Source organism: Rhizobium sp. YS-1r (genome assembly GCF_000757525.1).
In the GTDB taxonomy this organism is placed as follows: Bacteria; Pseudomonadota; Alphaproteobacteria; order Rhizobiales; family Rhizobiaceae; genus Neorhizobium; species Neorhizobium petrolearium.
Genome location: NZ_JPYQ01000004.1, coordinates 1 through 13,032 on the forward strand (window position 1 = coordinate 1; position 13,032 = coordinate 13,032).

Genomic DNA, 13,032 nt, shown 5'->3' on the forward strand with positions numbered 1-13,032 from the left:
CCATTCATCGTTCACACGAAACGACGTGGAAAGGTTCTTCACCGACAGCACCGGTGTCACCGAACTACCAGTCTGTTCCATTGCAGTGCCAGAAAGCACCGGGTTACCATGAACCGCCCGCAGAGGAATTGCTGGCAGATGCCTATTGTCTTGAACAACTGTCATCGCCCGCTCCTCGTCTTCGGATCGATCGCGTCACGCAAGGCATCTCCAAGAATGTTCAATGCGAGCACGGTCAAGAGAATGGCAAGCGATGGGAAGACGACCAGCCACCATGCGCTCAGGATATTGTCGAAACCTTCGCGGATCATGCCGCCCCAGGTCGCGGCCGGCGGAGGCACGCCGAGGCCGACGAAGGCGAGCGAAGCCTCGGTACGGATCGCCGAAGCCATCCACAGCGACGCGACGACGACGATGTCCGACAGGATGTTGGGGAGGATATGGACGCCCATAATGCGCAGCGGCGAAAACCCCATGGACTTGCCCGCCTCGATGAATTCTCGTCGCTTCACCGCGATTGTCGGAGCTCTCGCCACGCGCACGAAGGGAGCCGTCTCCGTGATGGCGATGGCAATCACCAGGTTTTCGAAACTCGCGCCCAGCATTGCCGCGACCATCAAGCCGAGCAGCAGCGTCGGAAACGACAGCATCACGTCCACCAGCCCCATCACCAGCTGATCGAAAACGCCGCCGATATAGCCCGCCACGATCCCCAGAGCGGAGCCCACGACCATGGCGATCAGGACGGAAAGGAAGCCGACCGAAAGCGATATCCGTGCCCCATGAAGAAGCCGCGAGAGCACGTCGCGACCATAGCTGTCCGTGCCCAACCAAAATTCGGCGGAAGGCGGGCTTAGCCGGTGCAATATGTTCTGCTTCAGCGGATCGTCGGGCGCGATGGCCGGCGCCAGGAGGGCGGCCAGCAGGATGAGAGCCAGCAGCCCGATACCGATCCAGGAAAACCGGTTGCGGCGCAGTGCCATAAGAACGGGATTTGCCTGCCGTTCCGCCGTGGTCAGGGAAAAAGTCGCGTCCGTCATTTTGCGTAGCTCACTCTGGGATCGACAAGGGCGTAGACGAGGTCCGTGACCGTGTTGACGAGGATCACGAAGGTCGCGAACACCACCATCAGCCCCTGTAGCATCGTGTAGTCGCGCGACTGCAGCGCGCCGAGGATAAGTTTCCCCAGCCCAGGCCGCGTAAACACGATCTCGGTAAGAACGGAGTTGCCGATGAGGGTGCCGAAATACAGGCCGACGACAGTCACGATCGGGATCAGCGCGTTGCCGAGCGCATGCCGCAGGATCAGCCTCGATGAACGCACACCCTTGGCGCGGGCGGTGCGGATATAGTCCTCGCCCATCACGTCCAGCATCGAGGAGCGTGTGACGCGCGCGATATAGGCGGTCATGATCAATCCGAGATTGAGGGCGGGCAGGACGAGATTGCGCAAATGATTGATCGGGTCGGTCGTGGCGCGGCTCATCACCGGCAGCCATTGCAGCCAGACGGCAAAAGCCAGGAGCATCAGGATCGCTGAAACAAATCCGGGGAACGACAGCCCAAGCAGGGACAGAAGCCGACTGGTATAATCCGGCCACTGATTGCGCCAACATGCAGCGACTATGCCCAGAGGAATCCCGAAGAGCGTGCCGATCACAACAGCGGCAAAGGCCAGTTCGAGGGTATAGGGCAGCACCAGCGCCACCTCTTCCAGGACACTTCGTCCGCTAACGGAAGAGCGTCCGAAATTGCCGCTTAGCATGTCGGTGATGAAGCGCAGATACTGCATGGCGATCGGCTGATCGAGGCCGAGTTCCGCGCGCAGCGCCCGCAAGGCCTCGTCACTCGCCCGGTCGCCAAGCATGGCGACCGCCGCGTCACCCGGTACCAGGCGGACCAGGATGAAGACCATAGTCAGCATGGCAATCAAGATCGGTATCGCGAGAAGAAGTCTTCGGATGGCATAGTGCATCATGCGGCAGCCCTTTCTGCGGCGACGCGGTTTGTGTCAAAAGCAGCAAGATCGTGTTTCGTGCGGCCCTCGCAGACGAGATCGGCCAGGACGCGGCCGACCGACGGAACCAACTGGAAACCATGGCCGGAAAACCCGAAGGCGTGGACGAGGCCCTCGACCCTGCGGGAAAAGCCGATCACGGGCAGATGGTCCTCGGTCATCGCCTCCATGCCCGCCCATGTCCGCACGATGCGCAGCCCACCAACCGTGGGGAAAAGACGGACGGCCGCCTTGACCGAGCTTGCCAGCGCTACGACATCGACTGTCGCGGACTGCCTGTCGGCAGCGAGCTTGCCTTGCGAGCCACCGCCGATCAGAAGCGTGCCCTGCGCAGTCTGCTTGAAGGACAATTTCCGCCCTAAGGAACTGACGACCGGCCCGATACGTGCCACCGTGCGCTCCGTCACGACCATCATCGACGTGCGGATTGCATGATGCAACGGGTCGCCCGCCAGTGCGGCGACCTCCGCGGCCCATGCGCCGCCCGCGTTGACGACCACCTTCGCCTCGATCGAACCCTGAGAGGTTTCCGCCCGCCAAAAGTCCGAACGCCGCGTCAAAGCGGTGACCTTGCATTGCTCCGTCATGCGCACCCCGGCCGCCAAAGCGGCATCACGGAAAGCGCGGATCGTTCGGTGCGGATCGGCCGAGCCGTCTGCGATTGCCCAGGCTCCGCCCAGACAATGCGCGGAAAGGTCCGGCACCAGCGTCCGCAATTCATCAGGTTCGACCATGCGCTCGTGGGTGAAACCTTTTGCCTGCAGCCGCTCGACGCGCGCTTTCACCGCCGAGAGCGCCGCCTCGTCCTCGGCGACCTGCAACTGGCCGCAGGCGACAAAGCCGCAATCGTCGCCCACCAGTTCGCTCATCCGGTGCCAGTCTCCCGCCGCTTCCAGGCTCAACGGCAGCTCGGCGGGATGCCGCCCAAGAGTACGCACACCGGCCGCCGTGGCGCCCGAGGCATGTCGACCGAGAAAATGCCGTTCAACCAGGGTGACCGAAGCCCCTCGCCTGGCCGACTGCAATGCAGCCGAGAGGCCGTGCAAACCGCCGCCGATCACGAGGACATCGGCATTCATCCGGCCGTCTCCATATCCTCGAGGGAGGCGATCTCTGCAAGCGTGATCGGCTTGAGCGGCGGGCGGATGTTGAAGAATGCCACCTCGCCTGCCGGTACGCCGTGGACCTCCGCCAGAAGTGCTTGAACCGTATAGCCGCACTGCCGCCCCTGGCAGGGTCCCATCCCGCATCGCGTCGCGGCCTTCACCGCGTTCGGATCGGGCACGCTGGCGCGGGTGACCGCCCGGATCGTCCCCGCCGTCACTCCCTCGCAGCGGCATACGATGGTTTCGTCCGGAAGCCTTTTTCGAGGCGGAGGGTAAAGGGCATCGAGAAGCGGCCGCAAGGCAAGCGCACGGGCACGTCGGTCATCGAGCCGGGCCTGACGACGGCGCTCTCCCACATCGCCGCCTTTGCCGAGACGCGCCGCAATTCCAAGCGCGGCGATTTCACCGGACACCATCGCGGCCGACCAGCCGCCAATCCCGCCTGCATCGCCGGCAACGAACAATCCCGATCGGCTGGTCTCTCCCCAGCAGTCCAGCCTCGGTGCGAAATACCCCTGACCAGCTCTCCAATCGTGGGCGCAGCCGAGGGCCAGCGTCTCATGAATACGCGGCACGACACCTTCGTGGACAAGCAGCACGTCGGCTTTCACCCGCTCGCGCTTGCCGTGCCTGCTCCACTCGATATGTTCGAGGCGCCCCTCGCCTTCGGCGCGCAGATCCTTGACGTCTCGGACGATATCGACCTTGCGGCGAAGCGTGCGAAGCCAGCCTGCGCCCTTCGCAAGTCCCGCCAGGTCGCGCCAGGCTCCGGGCAGTTTTTGCAGCGCGGCCAGACCCGGCCGGCCGGCCGTGTCGAGATAACCAGCAAGCCGTCCCCCCAGGTCAAGGGCCTGGGTGGCGTAGAGCAGTGGCAAGGGTCCCGCCCCCGCAATCCAGACGCGGCCCTCAGGCAGCATCCCACCGGATTTCAAGAGGATCTGGGCGGCACCAACCGTCATCACTCCAGGCAGGGTCCAGCCAGGGAAAGGCACAGGCCGCTCCTGGGCCCCCGTCGCAAGCAGGACAATTCGCGCGGAAACGCGGCGCGCGCGGCCGCCAGACGTCAGGAATACGCTCCATCCCTCCTCGATCTGCCATACCTGGGTCTCGGGCATGTATTCGGCTTCCGATGCCCGGAACGCCTCAACGAGCGCGAGGCCTTTGCGGTAATCCTCTCCGAGAGCCCGGAAGAACGGACCGGACATATTTCTTTCGACCCCTCGCCAGATCTGGCCGCCGGGCGCCGGCTGTTCATCAACGACCGCGACCGCCAGGCCGTCTCTGCTCAACTGCACTGCAGCGGACATGCCGGCCGGCCCGGCGCCGACGATCAGGACATCATAGGTCATCGGGCAATCTCCCTGGGGCCACGCTGGATATCAATGCGCATTCCCGGCTTCACCGGAACCAGGCACCCCTGCGTGGAGGCGATGCCGTCGACGACGGCCAGACAGTCGAAGCACACCCCCATCTGGCAATAGGGAAGCCGGGGCTTGCCGCTTACCGGCGATATCCGGCCTGCATTGGGAACGCGCAGCAATACGCTGGCGACCGTTTCGCCATTCCAGGCGGGTGTTTCGACTCCATTCACCACGACCATCATATCCGGCGCTGCCGCCGACCCCTCAAGCACACTTCTGAACATTGAATCTTCCATTGGAAAAGGCCGCAAGGTTCTGCGGCAACCGCCCTTCGGCCATGGCAGGTCCGACGATCGCCGCATGCGCCGCCGCAAGCGTCACGCCGGAATGGCAAACCGCCGCAAAAAGGCCGGCATGGCGGGTCGACTCGGCATAGATCGGTGCCTTGTCAGGCGAAAGTACCCGCAATCCGCTCCACTGGCGCACGAGCCGGACAGACCCGAGCGCCGGGATGATACGTTGCGCCCGCCGCGCAAGCTTGATGGCCGACTGCATCGTCACACCCGTATCGAACGCCTTCTCGTTCGTCGTACCGATCATCACGGTACCTTCCGCGGTCTGCCGGAGCCCGCTTGCCGGAAGCGGCAGCATGGGTGCCAGGCGCTCGGTCACGAGAATCTGCCCGCGTTCGGCATGCAGCGGCACGACGAGGCCGAGAGGGTCGGTGAGGCCGGGTGTGGCCAGGCCTGCCGCAACGATGACGCGCCGAGCCCGGATGTTGCCTTGCGGGGTATCGACCTGAAAACCGCCCGATATGGGTTTGATCGCGGTGACGGGATTACGGAACCTGACCTGACCACCGAGTGCCGAGACAGCACCCAGCAAAGCCGCGTAGAGCTGCAGCGGGTTGGTATGGCCGTCCAGTTTGCAGTAGCTTGCGCCCACGACGGCATTGCCCAGGGTAACGGCCGGCAACATTCGCTCGAGCGCAGGCCGCTCGAGCATTTCGGTGTAGGCTTCCGTCTGCCGGTTGTGCGTCCGCTCTATGAGAGCCGTGCGAGCCTTGTAGTCGGCTTCGCTCAGACAGAACGCCAGCCCTCCCCGGCGGGAATAATCAACGCGCGATCCGGCCGCTTCGGCCAGTTCCTCCCCGAAGGTCGGCCACAGATCGGAACTTTGCAGCGTAAGATCCGTGTATGCCGGCGTATCGGAACCTTTGCCCTGAACCCAGACGAGGCCGAAGTTTGCGCGGGCTGCGCGCAGGTCCCGATCCTTCCCATCCAGTACCAGGACCTTGTGCCCCTTCCGGGCAATGCCATAGGCAAGTGCCGCGCCGACCACTCCTGCGCCGATGATGATGACGTCCGCGTCCAATTCGATCTCCCTCAGTTCTTGTCATGGTCGCCAAGTGCCGGTAGAAAGTCAAAGTCGAATACTTTGTGTCACTATTCATGCAGGTTATACCATGAGAAACCCCAGCCTGAGGCAGCTCGAAGCCTTGATGGCGGTGATCGAAGCCGGCACGGTCAGCCGTGCGGCCGAGATCCTGCGAATATCGCAGCCGGCCGCGAGCAAGCTCATCCAGGATCTGGAGGCGGATACGGACCTGCAGCTTTTTGAACGGGAAAGTGGCCGTCTGGTCCCGACCGGCCGCGGAATGCGGCTCTACGAAGAGGTCGAGCGCATTTTCGGCGGCGTTCATCAGTTGGCGCGCGCTGTGGATGCTATTCGCCGGGAAGAGCACGGCCAGTTGGTCGTGGGCACGCTGCCCGCATTGTCCGGACCATTCATGAGCCGGGTTCTGGTGGGGTTTCGTGCGCGTCATCCCGATGTTTTCGTGTCGGTGGAAGCACGTAGCTCGCAGTTCTTGACGGAAGCCGTTCTACTGCGCCGTCTGGACGCGGCGCTGGTTATCAGCGGCCTTGAACACAGTTCTATCCAGGTGGAAACGCTAAAAAGCCCTCCGGCGGTGGTGGTGCTGCCGCACGGTCATCGTCTTTGCGAAAAAAAGACGCTCAGTCCAAGGGATCTCGCCGAAGAGCCATTCATCGCCTTCGCGCCATCGGGCCTGACACGTCGGAAGGTCGATGCCGTCTTCGAGGCTGAAGGGCTGCGACCCAAGATCGTCATCGAGGCGTCAACGGCGCCGAACATAGCGGAATTCGTTGCGGCGGGCCTTGGAGTGACTGTCGCCGATCCATTGACAATGGAGTTCGCCGCAGGCCGGGTCACCGTTCGGCCGTTTCGGCCAACCCTCAACATCGACAACCAGATCATCCGGCCGATACGAGCCCGCAACAGCAAGCTCGTCGCCGACTTCGTCGAAGAAGTGCATGCGGCGGCTTCAAAGTCGAGGATGTCGCCCGAGGGCTTCAACCTCGACCGCGACCATCCCCATTTGGATTAGGGGATGGTCGCGGGTTTCGGGGAGCGTCGGGGATCAGGAGCGCGCTAACGCTTCAGTGTCGTCTGTTCGGTAATGGGTGGCGCAAGATTGAGCGAGCCCTTCAGTTCATATCCGTAGTCGACTGCCTTGCTGCGCACCCAGACCTGCATCAGGCTGAACAGCGGCACGCCGCAGACCTGTTCGTGTATTTTCTTTTGTGCAGCAGACCAGAGCTTCAACCGCTCCTCGTCGCTCACCGCCTTCCGAGCCGCGGAAATTTCGGCATCAGCCGCATCGCAATGAGCGAAGTTTGTGACCGCCGTCGGTTTTCCGATTGCCGCATCCGAATGATAGAACTGGCTCAGATAGCTGTCTGCCACCGGATAGCGCGCAGCACCATAAAAGACGACATCGCTGAGATCCTTTCGCACCTGTTCCTGATAAGTGGGATGGTCGACGACCTTCATCTGCATGTCGATGCCGACTTCCGCCAATTGCGCCTGGATGACCTCCATGATCGGCTGCTGTGACGAACTCGACGAAACGACGGCGGAGAGCTGCAATCCCTTTGCGAACCCAGCCTCTTCGAGCAGCTTGCTGGACAGAGCCGGATCATACTTGTAGGCCCAGGAACAATCTTCACCCAGATAACCCGTCGGCACCACCGAACAGCCACGCGGTCCTACTCCTGCCCCCACGAACTGCACGATCTGGTCGACGTTGATCGCATGGGCAATTGCTTCCCGGACCTTGATCTTTTCGAGCGGCGGATGTGCCATGTTCAGGAAGATCGTCCGGTATTCACCGGGGGCAAAGATATCGACGACGGCATCGTCCCAAGCCTTGGCCTGATCGACCCAGCGCTGTTCGCGCTTGCCGTAGATCAGATCCAGCTCGCCGGAACGGAAGGCAAGCTCACGGCTGGAATCGGACGGGATCAGATCGAACTGGATGTCGCTAATCTTTGGCGCGCCTCGGAAATATTCCGGAAAGGCTTTCAGATGCACCGTCTGCTGCGTGATTGCGCGGTCGAACATGAATGGACCGGTGCCAATCGGGTGGCTCTTGAAATCGGCTCCCAGCTTTTCCGCAGCTTTCTTGCTGATGATATTGCCGCCGTGATAATTGGCGATGAGGCCAAGAAATCCTGGAACCGGTTCGTTCAAAGTGATGCGGACTGTCATGGGATCAACAGCTTCGATCGACTTGACAGCGGCGAAATCGCTGGAAAACGAAGAGGTTTTCGGGTCCTTGGCCCGGGTCAGCGAGAAAACCACATCCTCTGCAGTGAGAATGCCATAATCGCCGTGAAACTTGACGTCCTTCTTCAGTTTGAACGTCCAAGCCAGTCCGTCCGCAGAACTGCTCCAGCTCTCGGCCAGATCGGGCTCGATCTTCGACGGATCTGCACTGCCCGGCTGAAAGCGCACCAGCCCGTTGAACATCCAGGAGACAAGAGCCACGTCGGCGGTGGCGGTCGCCCGGGTCGGATCCATCGTCGTGATGTCGGCGGCATTGATTCCGACTCTTAGCGTTTCTGCAAGCCCTGTCTGTGGAAGGGCAATCGAAGCCATCAATGACACCGCAAGAGCTGCCAGCAGTCTGTTTCCAGTTTTTTGCACGTTCGCCTCCTTGTTGTTTGACAGGAGTTAAGGACAGGGCTCCATAAGTGTCAAAGTCGCTATTTTGGGATATCCATTCCCAGAGGTTATACCCTGCCGCCCATCATGCCGAGGCCGTGGGGTGCAACGTCTGAAAGGCCTTTGTCGATTGCCCCACGTGCCGACGCCCGCATTAATTGGAATCTTCAATTAATGTTCAGGAATCGCAACTTCTCTCGCAAAGAACCGTCGTCATAGTCTCCTCCTCGACACTTTTATCTGACCCCGACGAGGAGACAAATTCATGAAAGGCGAAACGGCGACAGCCGCCTCGGCTTCATCCATGTGTCTTCTGGTTCAATATGCGGAGAGACGCGCGTTATGCTTAGGATTGGCGTCGACATAGGCGGCACATTTACCGACTTCTGTGGATGGCGTGAGGGTGGGCACGAGATCTTCAGCCTGAAAGTTCCCTCGACACCGCCTTCTTTCGAAAATGGCTTCCGGCAGGGATTTGAAAATCTTCTCGAGCGCCTCTCGCCGAAGGCGGGCGAGGCAGCGTTGGTGATGCATGGCACGACTGTCAGCACCAATGCCGTGATCGAGCGAAAGGGTCCGAAGATCGCATTCTTCGTGACCAAGGGTTACCGGGACCTTCTGGAGCTGCAGCGCATGGGCGTGCGCAACCCGCTTAATATTTTCGAAAACCGCACAAAGCCGCTGGTCGAACGTGCGATGGTGTTCGAGGTCGAGGAAAGGCTCCTGCGCGGCGGCGCGGTCGAAACGGCAATCGATGAGACGGCGGTGGAAATCCTGGCCCGGCGGGCGGCCAAAGCCGGTGCAGCCGGTTATGCCGTCGCGCTTCTCCACAGCTATGCCAATCCGCAGCACGAAAAAGCGGTCGAGAGAGCTATCCGACGGGCTGTCGGCGCCGATGCGGAGGTCAGTCTTTCGAGTGAAATCTGGCCGCGCATCGGCGAGTATGAGCGCGCGATCGTTAGCGTGCTCAACGCGTTTGTGCGGCGCCGCATGAATGAATATATCGGTGCCGTCGAAGATTATGTCGCCGATAGACTTCCTGGCTCGCAGCTCTTCGTTACTCGTTCGAACGGCGGCGCGATGGCAGCATCGGAAGCGCGCAACTACCCTGTCCACACGCTTCTTTCAGGTCCCGCGTCCGGCGTGACCGCCGTACAATATCTTGGCCGTTCTATCGGCGAGCGCAACATCCTCACCATGGACATGGGTGGCACGAGCACGGATATCTCGCTGGTGCGTGATGGAGAGGCCCTCACCTCGACGGTCGCTGAAGTCGGCGACTTCCCTGTCGTCATGCCGGTGACCGGGATTGAGGCAATCGGGGCGGGCGGAGGATCGATCGCGACGATTGACGGCGGAGTCTTGCGCATAGGGCCGCAAAGCGCCGGTTCTTATCCAGGTCCGGCCTGCTTCGGACGCGGGGGCGGCGCCCCCACCCTCACCGATGCCTATCTGGTCGCGGGTTATCTGCCTCAAGCCCTGCTCGGCGGAAACATGCAGTTGAACCGGGATGCAGCCGAACACGCCATGGCGCCAATCGCTGCAGCCTTAGGCACCGACATTCTCAACGCCGCCGAAATGTGCGTCGCGGTGGCCAGTTCGAATATGGTGGCTGGCGTCCTGCCATATCTTGCGCGCCAGGGCGTCGATCCGGAAGAACTGACCCTGCTGGTTTATGGTGGGGCCGGCGCGATCCAGGGCCCTCTCCTTGCGGCGGAAATCGGTGTCGGCCGCGTCCTCGTGCCGACCACGCCGTCCGTTTTCTGCGCTCTCGGCGGTCTGGTCTCTGAACTCAGCCATGATGCAATGGAAACCGTGCACGGGCTCGACATCGACGGCGCGCTCATCACGAGGAAGTTTGCAGCCCTGCGGGAGCAGGCCGCCGAATGGCTGTCGCGACAATCCCCACCCGAACGCCTCGTCTCGGAGGCATACGAATGCTGGGCGGAGATGCGGTATGTCGGGCAATCCTTCCAGGTCGATGTCCGTCTGCCGAACTCGGCCGTCGACAGCGAGGACTTATCAGCGATGCATGACGCCTTCCACAGGGAGCACGAGCGGATCTACAGCCATGCCGATCGAACGGCAGCGGTCGAGTTCGTTGATCTGCGCATGCGTGTAAGGGGGGCCATGTCCGTCCCCGAGCCTGCTTCTCCGACGATGTTCGACGGCGGCGACCCGGTGAAGGGCGTGCGGCCGATGCGTTTTCAGGGGCAGTTTTTCCCGCAGGTCAGCATCTATGACAGAGCTCGCCTCAGCTTGAATGACACTGTCCATGGACCCGCCGTCATCGAGCAGCCCGAAGCGACAATCGTCGTGCCGCCTGATTTCACCGCACGCGTCGGCGCCTATGGCGCAATATTCATGAGCCGGAGCTGACCTATGGATGCCGTCCGAACAGCCATTATGAGCAACCGTTTCAATGCGATCGTCGAGGAGGCATCAGCCGCCGTCTATCGCACCGCGCATACCACCTTCGTGAAACTTGTTCAGGACTACCAATGCGCACTCGCAACTGCCGATGGAGACATGTTTGCCTATCCGATGATGTCGGGCGTGAACGTCTTCATCGGTTCGCCCCTGCGACCGACACTCAACGCGATCGGGCGCGAAAACTTAAAGCCGGGGGACATCATCATCACCAACGATCCGTTCGCAACCGATGGCCTGGTGACCCATCTGATGGACGTTACGCTTCTTTATCCGATCTTTCGCGATGGCAAGCTGATCGCCGTCGGCTGGTCATTCGTGCATGCATCGGATATCGGCGGTGCCGTTCCGGGCAGCATTTCCCCCGCGTTCACGGAAGTGTTTCAGGAAGGCCTCAGGGTCCGGCCGGTGAAGCTCTACGAAGGCGGCGTGCTCAACAAGGCGATCAAATCGATCTTCGAGGACAACAGCCGCATCCCCGTCGAACTCTGGGGCGACATCCAGGCAATGATTTCCGGCCTGAAAAGCATGGACAGGCGCATCGGCGAGCTGTGCGACCGTTATGGCCGCGATGCGGTCGAAGAAGGCATGAACGACGTCATCACATATGCGGAAGGCAAGGCTCGCGCGGTCATCAGGACCATTCCCAACGGCACTTACAGCTTTTCCGATTATCTCGAAGGGATCCACGAGGGTCAGCTTGCCTATTTCAGCGTGACACTGACGGTCCACGACGGCGAGATCGATGTCGACTTCACCGGTACCGATCCGCAACTATCGGCAGCCTACAATCTGGTAACCGGTAAAACGACCCATCCCTACGTGGTTCAGTGCCTCATCACGTTCATCCTGACGATGGACCCGCTGACACCGCGCAATTCCGGCATTTTGCGGGCGATCCATGCCCACGCGCCCCGCGGCAGCGTGCTGAACGCGGTCTTCCCGGCATCCGGCGGCTCTCGCGCAGCATCCGCAACACGCGCTTACGACATCATCATGGGCTGCCTCGACCAGGCGCTGCCTGAAGGTCTGGGGGCGGCGGGCGCGGGCATGGCGGGCGTCATTGTCGTTTCGGCACCCGATCCCCGGACGGGTCGCGATCGGGTAAATGTCATCAATACCATTCATGGTGGCGGTGGCGGCCGTCGCGGGAGTGACGGCGTCGACGGTACCGAGGTGCGTTATTCGCAGCGCGCCGTGCCCGTCGAAATCGTCGAGATCGAAACGCCGATCATCATGCGTGCAACCCGGATTGTTCCGGACAGCCGCCGTGCAGGCCGCTTTGCCAGTGGCGCGGCTCTCGAAATGGAACTTGAAAACACCGCCAACCGCGCCGTGATGACGGTGCGCAATATGAATCGCTTTGTCTTCGCGCCCTGGGGCTTCAAGGGTGGCGAACAGGGACTGCTTGGCACGACGATCGTCAATCCCGGTCGTCCCGACGAGCGTTCGATCGGGAAAATTTCGGTGCTGGAAATGTCGCGAGGCGATGTGGTGCGGATCACCAGCCCCACGGGCGGCGGATTCGGCGACCCTCTGGAACGCGACCTTGCCGCAATCCAGGGCGAAATCGACAATGACATGCTCTCGCCTGAGCGGGCGGCGGAAGCTTATGCCGTTGTGTTGGATGAGAACGGTTGTATCGACGAAGCCGCAACGGCCGTGCAAAGAAGCAAGCGAATAAGGGCTCGGCAGGCGGATTTCACTTTCTGCGCCGAACGGGAGCGGCAGGACCGGGTCTGGCCCCTTGCAATTCGACGGCAGTTGGCGTCCATGGCGCTGTCCTATGACCAACGTATTGGCAGCCAACTCGTGGGCAACGTCCATCGCCGCATGTTGGCCGCCGGCGAGACCGTCGATCCCGAGACCCTCCAGAAAGTCGTCGAAGCGGAAGCAGCACGTCTTTCCGGCACCAAAATGAAGGCTTCATAAGCACGAGGACACCTTTCTCCGCCTCGATGATCGCCCGCTTGCGGGGCGAGGTCAGTTGCGCCCCGCGTTCCTGCTTGCTGATTGTCGCAGGAAGATTGCCCTCGACGCCGGCCAAGATTTTCACCAGCAATCGCCGGACCGCAATGCCTTTCAAGCCCAG

The 13,032-nt window shown here is 61.6% G+C and carries 10 protein-coding genes; 3 read left to right on the forward strand and 7 right to left on the reverse strand.

Annotated features, from left to right (window positions below):
* Positions 1-161: 161 nt before the first annotated feature.
* The 6 genes from JL39_RS03820 to JL39_RS03845 are packed head-to-tail and all read right to left on the reverse strand — an operon-like array spanning position 162 to position 5,858.
* Positions 162-1,040: an ABC transporter permease gene (locus tag JL39_RS03820; protein WP_052182650.1), complete on the reverse strand. Its 879-nt coding sequence runs from the start codon at positions 1,038-1,040 to the stop codon at positions 162-164.
* Positions 1,037-1,978 carry an ABC transporter permease gene (locus JL39_RS03825; RefSeq protein WP_037146464.1) on the reverse strand — a complete coding sequence of 314 codons (942 nt, stop codon included), beginning with the start codon at positions 1,976-1,978 and terminating at the stop codon, positions 1,037-1,039. The genes JL39_RS03820 and JL39_RS03825 overlap by 4 nt, the downstream gene beginning before the upstream one ends.
* Positions 1,975-3,096, reverse strand: a complete 1,122-nt coding sequence (locus JL39_RS03830) for an FAD-dependent oxidoreductase (protein WP_037146466.1) — start codon at positions 3,094-3,096, stop codon at positions 1,975-1,977. The genes JL39_RS03825 and JL39_RS03830 overlap by 4 nt, the downstream gene beginning before the upstream one ends.
* Complete coding sequence (locus tag JL39_RS03835) at positions 3,093-4,472, reverse strand: NAD(P)/FAD-dependent oxidoreductase (RefSeq protein ID WP_037146468.1); 1,380 nt, start codon at positions 4,470-4,472, stop codon at positions 3,093-3,095. Before JL39_RS03835 ends, JL39_RS03830 begins: the two co-directional genes overlap by 4 nt.
* The gene (locus JL39_RS03840) at positions 4,469-4,768 is read right to left on the reverse strand and encodes a (2Fe-2S)-binding protein (RefSeq protein WP_037146470.1); all 300 of its coding nucleotides are present in this window, start codon (positions 4,766-4,768) and stop codon (positions 4,469-4,471) included. The genes JL39_RS03835 and JL39_RS03840 overlap by 4 nt, the downstream gene beginning before the upstream one ends.
* Entirely contained in the window at positions 4,749-5,858 is a 1,110-nt protein-coding gene (locus JL39_RS03845) for an FAD-binding oxidoreductase (protein WP_081952702.1), read from the reverse strand. Before JL39_RS03845 ends, JL39_RS03840 begins: the two co-directional genes overlap by 20 nt.
* Positions 5,859-5,949: 91 nt before the next feature.
* Here JL39_RS03845 and JL39_RS03850 point away from each other — a divergent pair, with 91 nt between their 5' ends.
* Positions 5,950-6,891 (forward strand): LysR substrate-binding domain-containing protein, encoded by a 942-nt coding sequence (locus JL39_RS03850; protein WP_037146472.1) that lies wholly within the window; start codon positions 5,950-5,952, stop codon positions 6,889-6,891.
* Positions 6,892-6,935: 44 nt separating this feature from the next.
* On the opposite strand, the gene JL39_RS03855 is transcribed toward JL39_RS03850, so the two are convergent.
* Positions 6,936-8,444 (reverse strand): ABC transporter substrate-binding protein, encoded by a 1,509-nt coding sequence (locus JL39_RS03855; protein ID WP_037146474.1) that lies wholly within the window; start codon positions 8,442-8,444, stop codon positions 6,936-6,938.
* 408 nt (positions 8,445-8,852) lie between these two features.
* Here JL39_RS03855 and JL39_RS03860 point away from each other — a divergent pair, with 408 nt between their 5' ends.
* Together JL39_RS03860 and JL39_RS03865 are read left to right on the forward strand one after the other, a co-directional pair.
* Complete coding sequence (locus JL39_RS03860) at positions 8,853-10,889, forward strand: hydantoinase/oxoprolinase family protein (RefSeq protein ID WP_037146476.1); 2,037 nt, start codon at positions 8,853-8,855, stop codon at positions 10,887-10,889.
* Positions 10,890-10,892: 3 nt separating this feature from the next.
* The gene (locus tag JL39_RS03865; RefSeq protein ID WP_037146478.1) at positions 10,893-12,872 is read left to right on the forward strand and encodes a hydantoinase B/oxoprolinase family protein; all 1,980 of its coding nucleotides are present in this window, start codon (positions 10,893-10,895) and stop codon (positions 12,870-12,872) included.
* Positions 12,873-13,032: the final 160 nt, after the last annotated feature.

Bases quoted from the DNA above. Each gene is read 5' to 3' on its own strand.
- JL39_RS03860 (WP_037146476.1), top strand. From the start codon at position 8,853: ATGCTTAGGATTGGCGTCGACATAGGCGGCACATTTACCGACTTCTGT.
- JL39_RS03820 (WP_052182650.1), bottom strand. From the start codon at position 1,040: ATGACGGACGCGACTTTTTCCCTGACCACGGCGGAACGGCAGGCAAAT.
- JL39_RS03840 (WP_037146470.1), bottom strand. From the start codon at position 4,768: ATGTTCAGAAGTGTGCTTGAGGGGTCGGCGGCAGCGCCGGATATGATG.
- JL39_RS03835 (WP_037146468.1), bottom strand. From the start codon at position 4,472: ATGACCTATGATGTCCTGATCGTCGGCGCCGGGCCGGCCGGCATGTCC.
- JL39_RS03865 (WP_037146478.1), top strand. From the start codon at position 10,893: ATGGATGCCGTCCGAACAGCCATTATGAGCAACCGTTTCAATGCGATC.
- JL39_RS03825 (WP_037146464.1), bottom strand. From the start codon at position 1,978: ATGATGCACTATGCCATCCGAAGACTTCTTCTCGCGATACCGATCTTG.
- JL39_RS03855 (WP_037146474.1), bottom strand. From the start codon at position 8,444: ATGGCTTCGATTGCCCTTCCACAGACAGGGCTTGCAGAAACGCTAAGA.
- JL39_RS03830 (WP_037146466.1), bottom strand. From the start codon at position 3,096: ATGAATGCCGATGTCCTCGTGATCGGCGGCGGTTTGCACGGCCTCTCG.
- JL39_RS03850 (WP_037146472.1), top strand. From the start codon at position 5,950: ATGAGAAACCCCAGCCTGAGGCAGCTCGAAGCCTTGATGGCGGTGATC.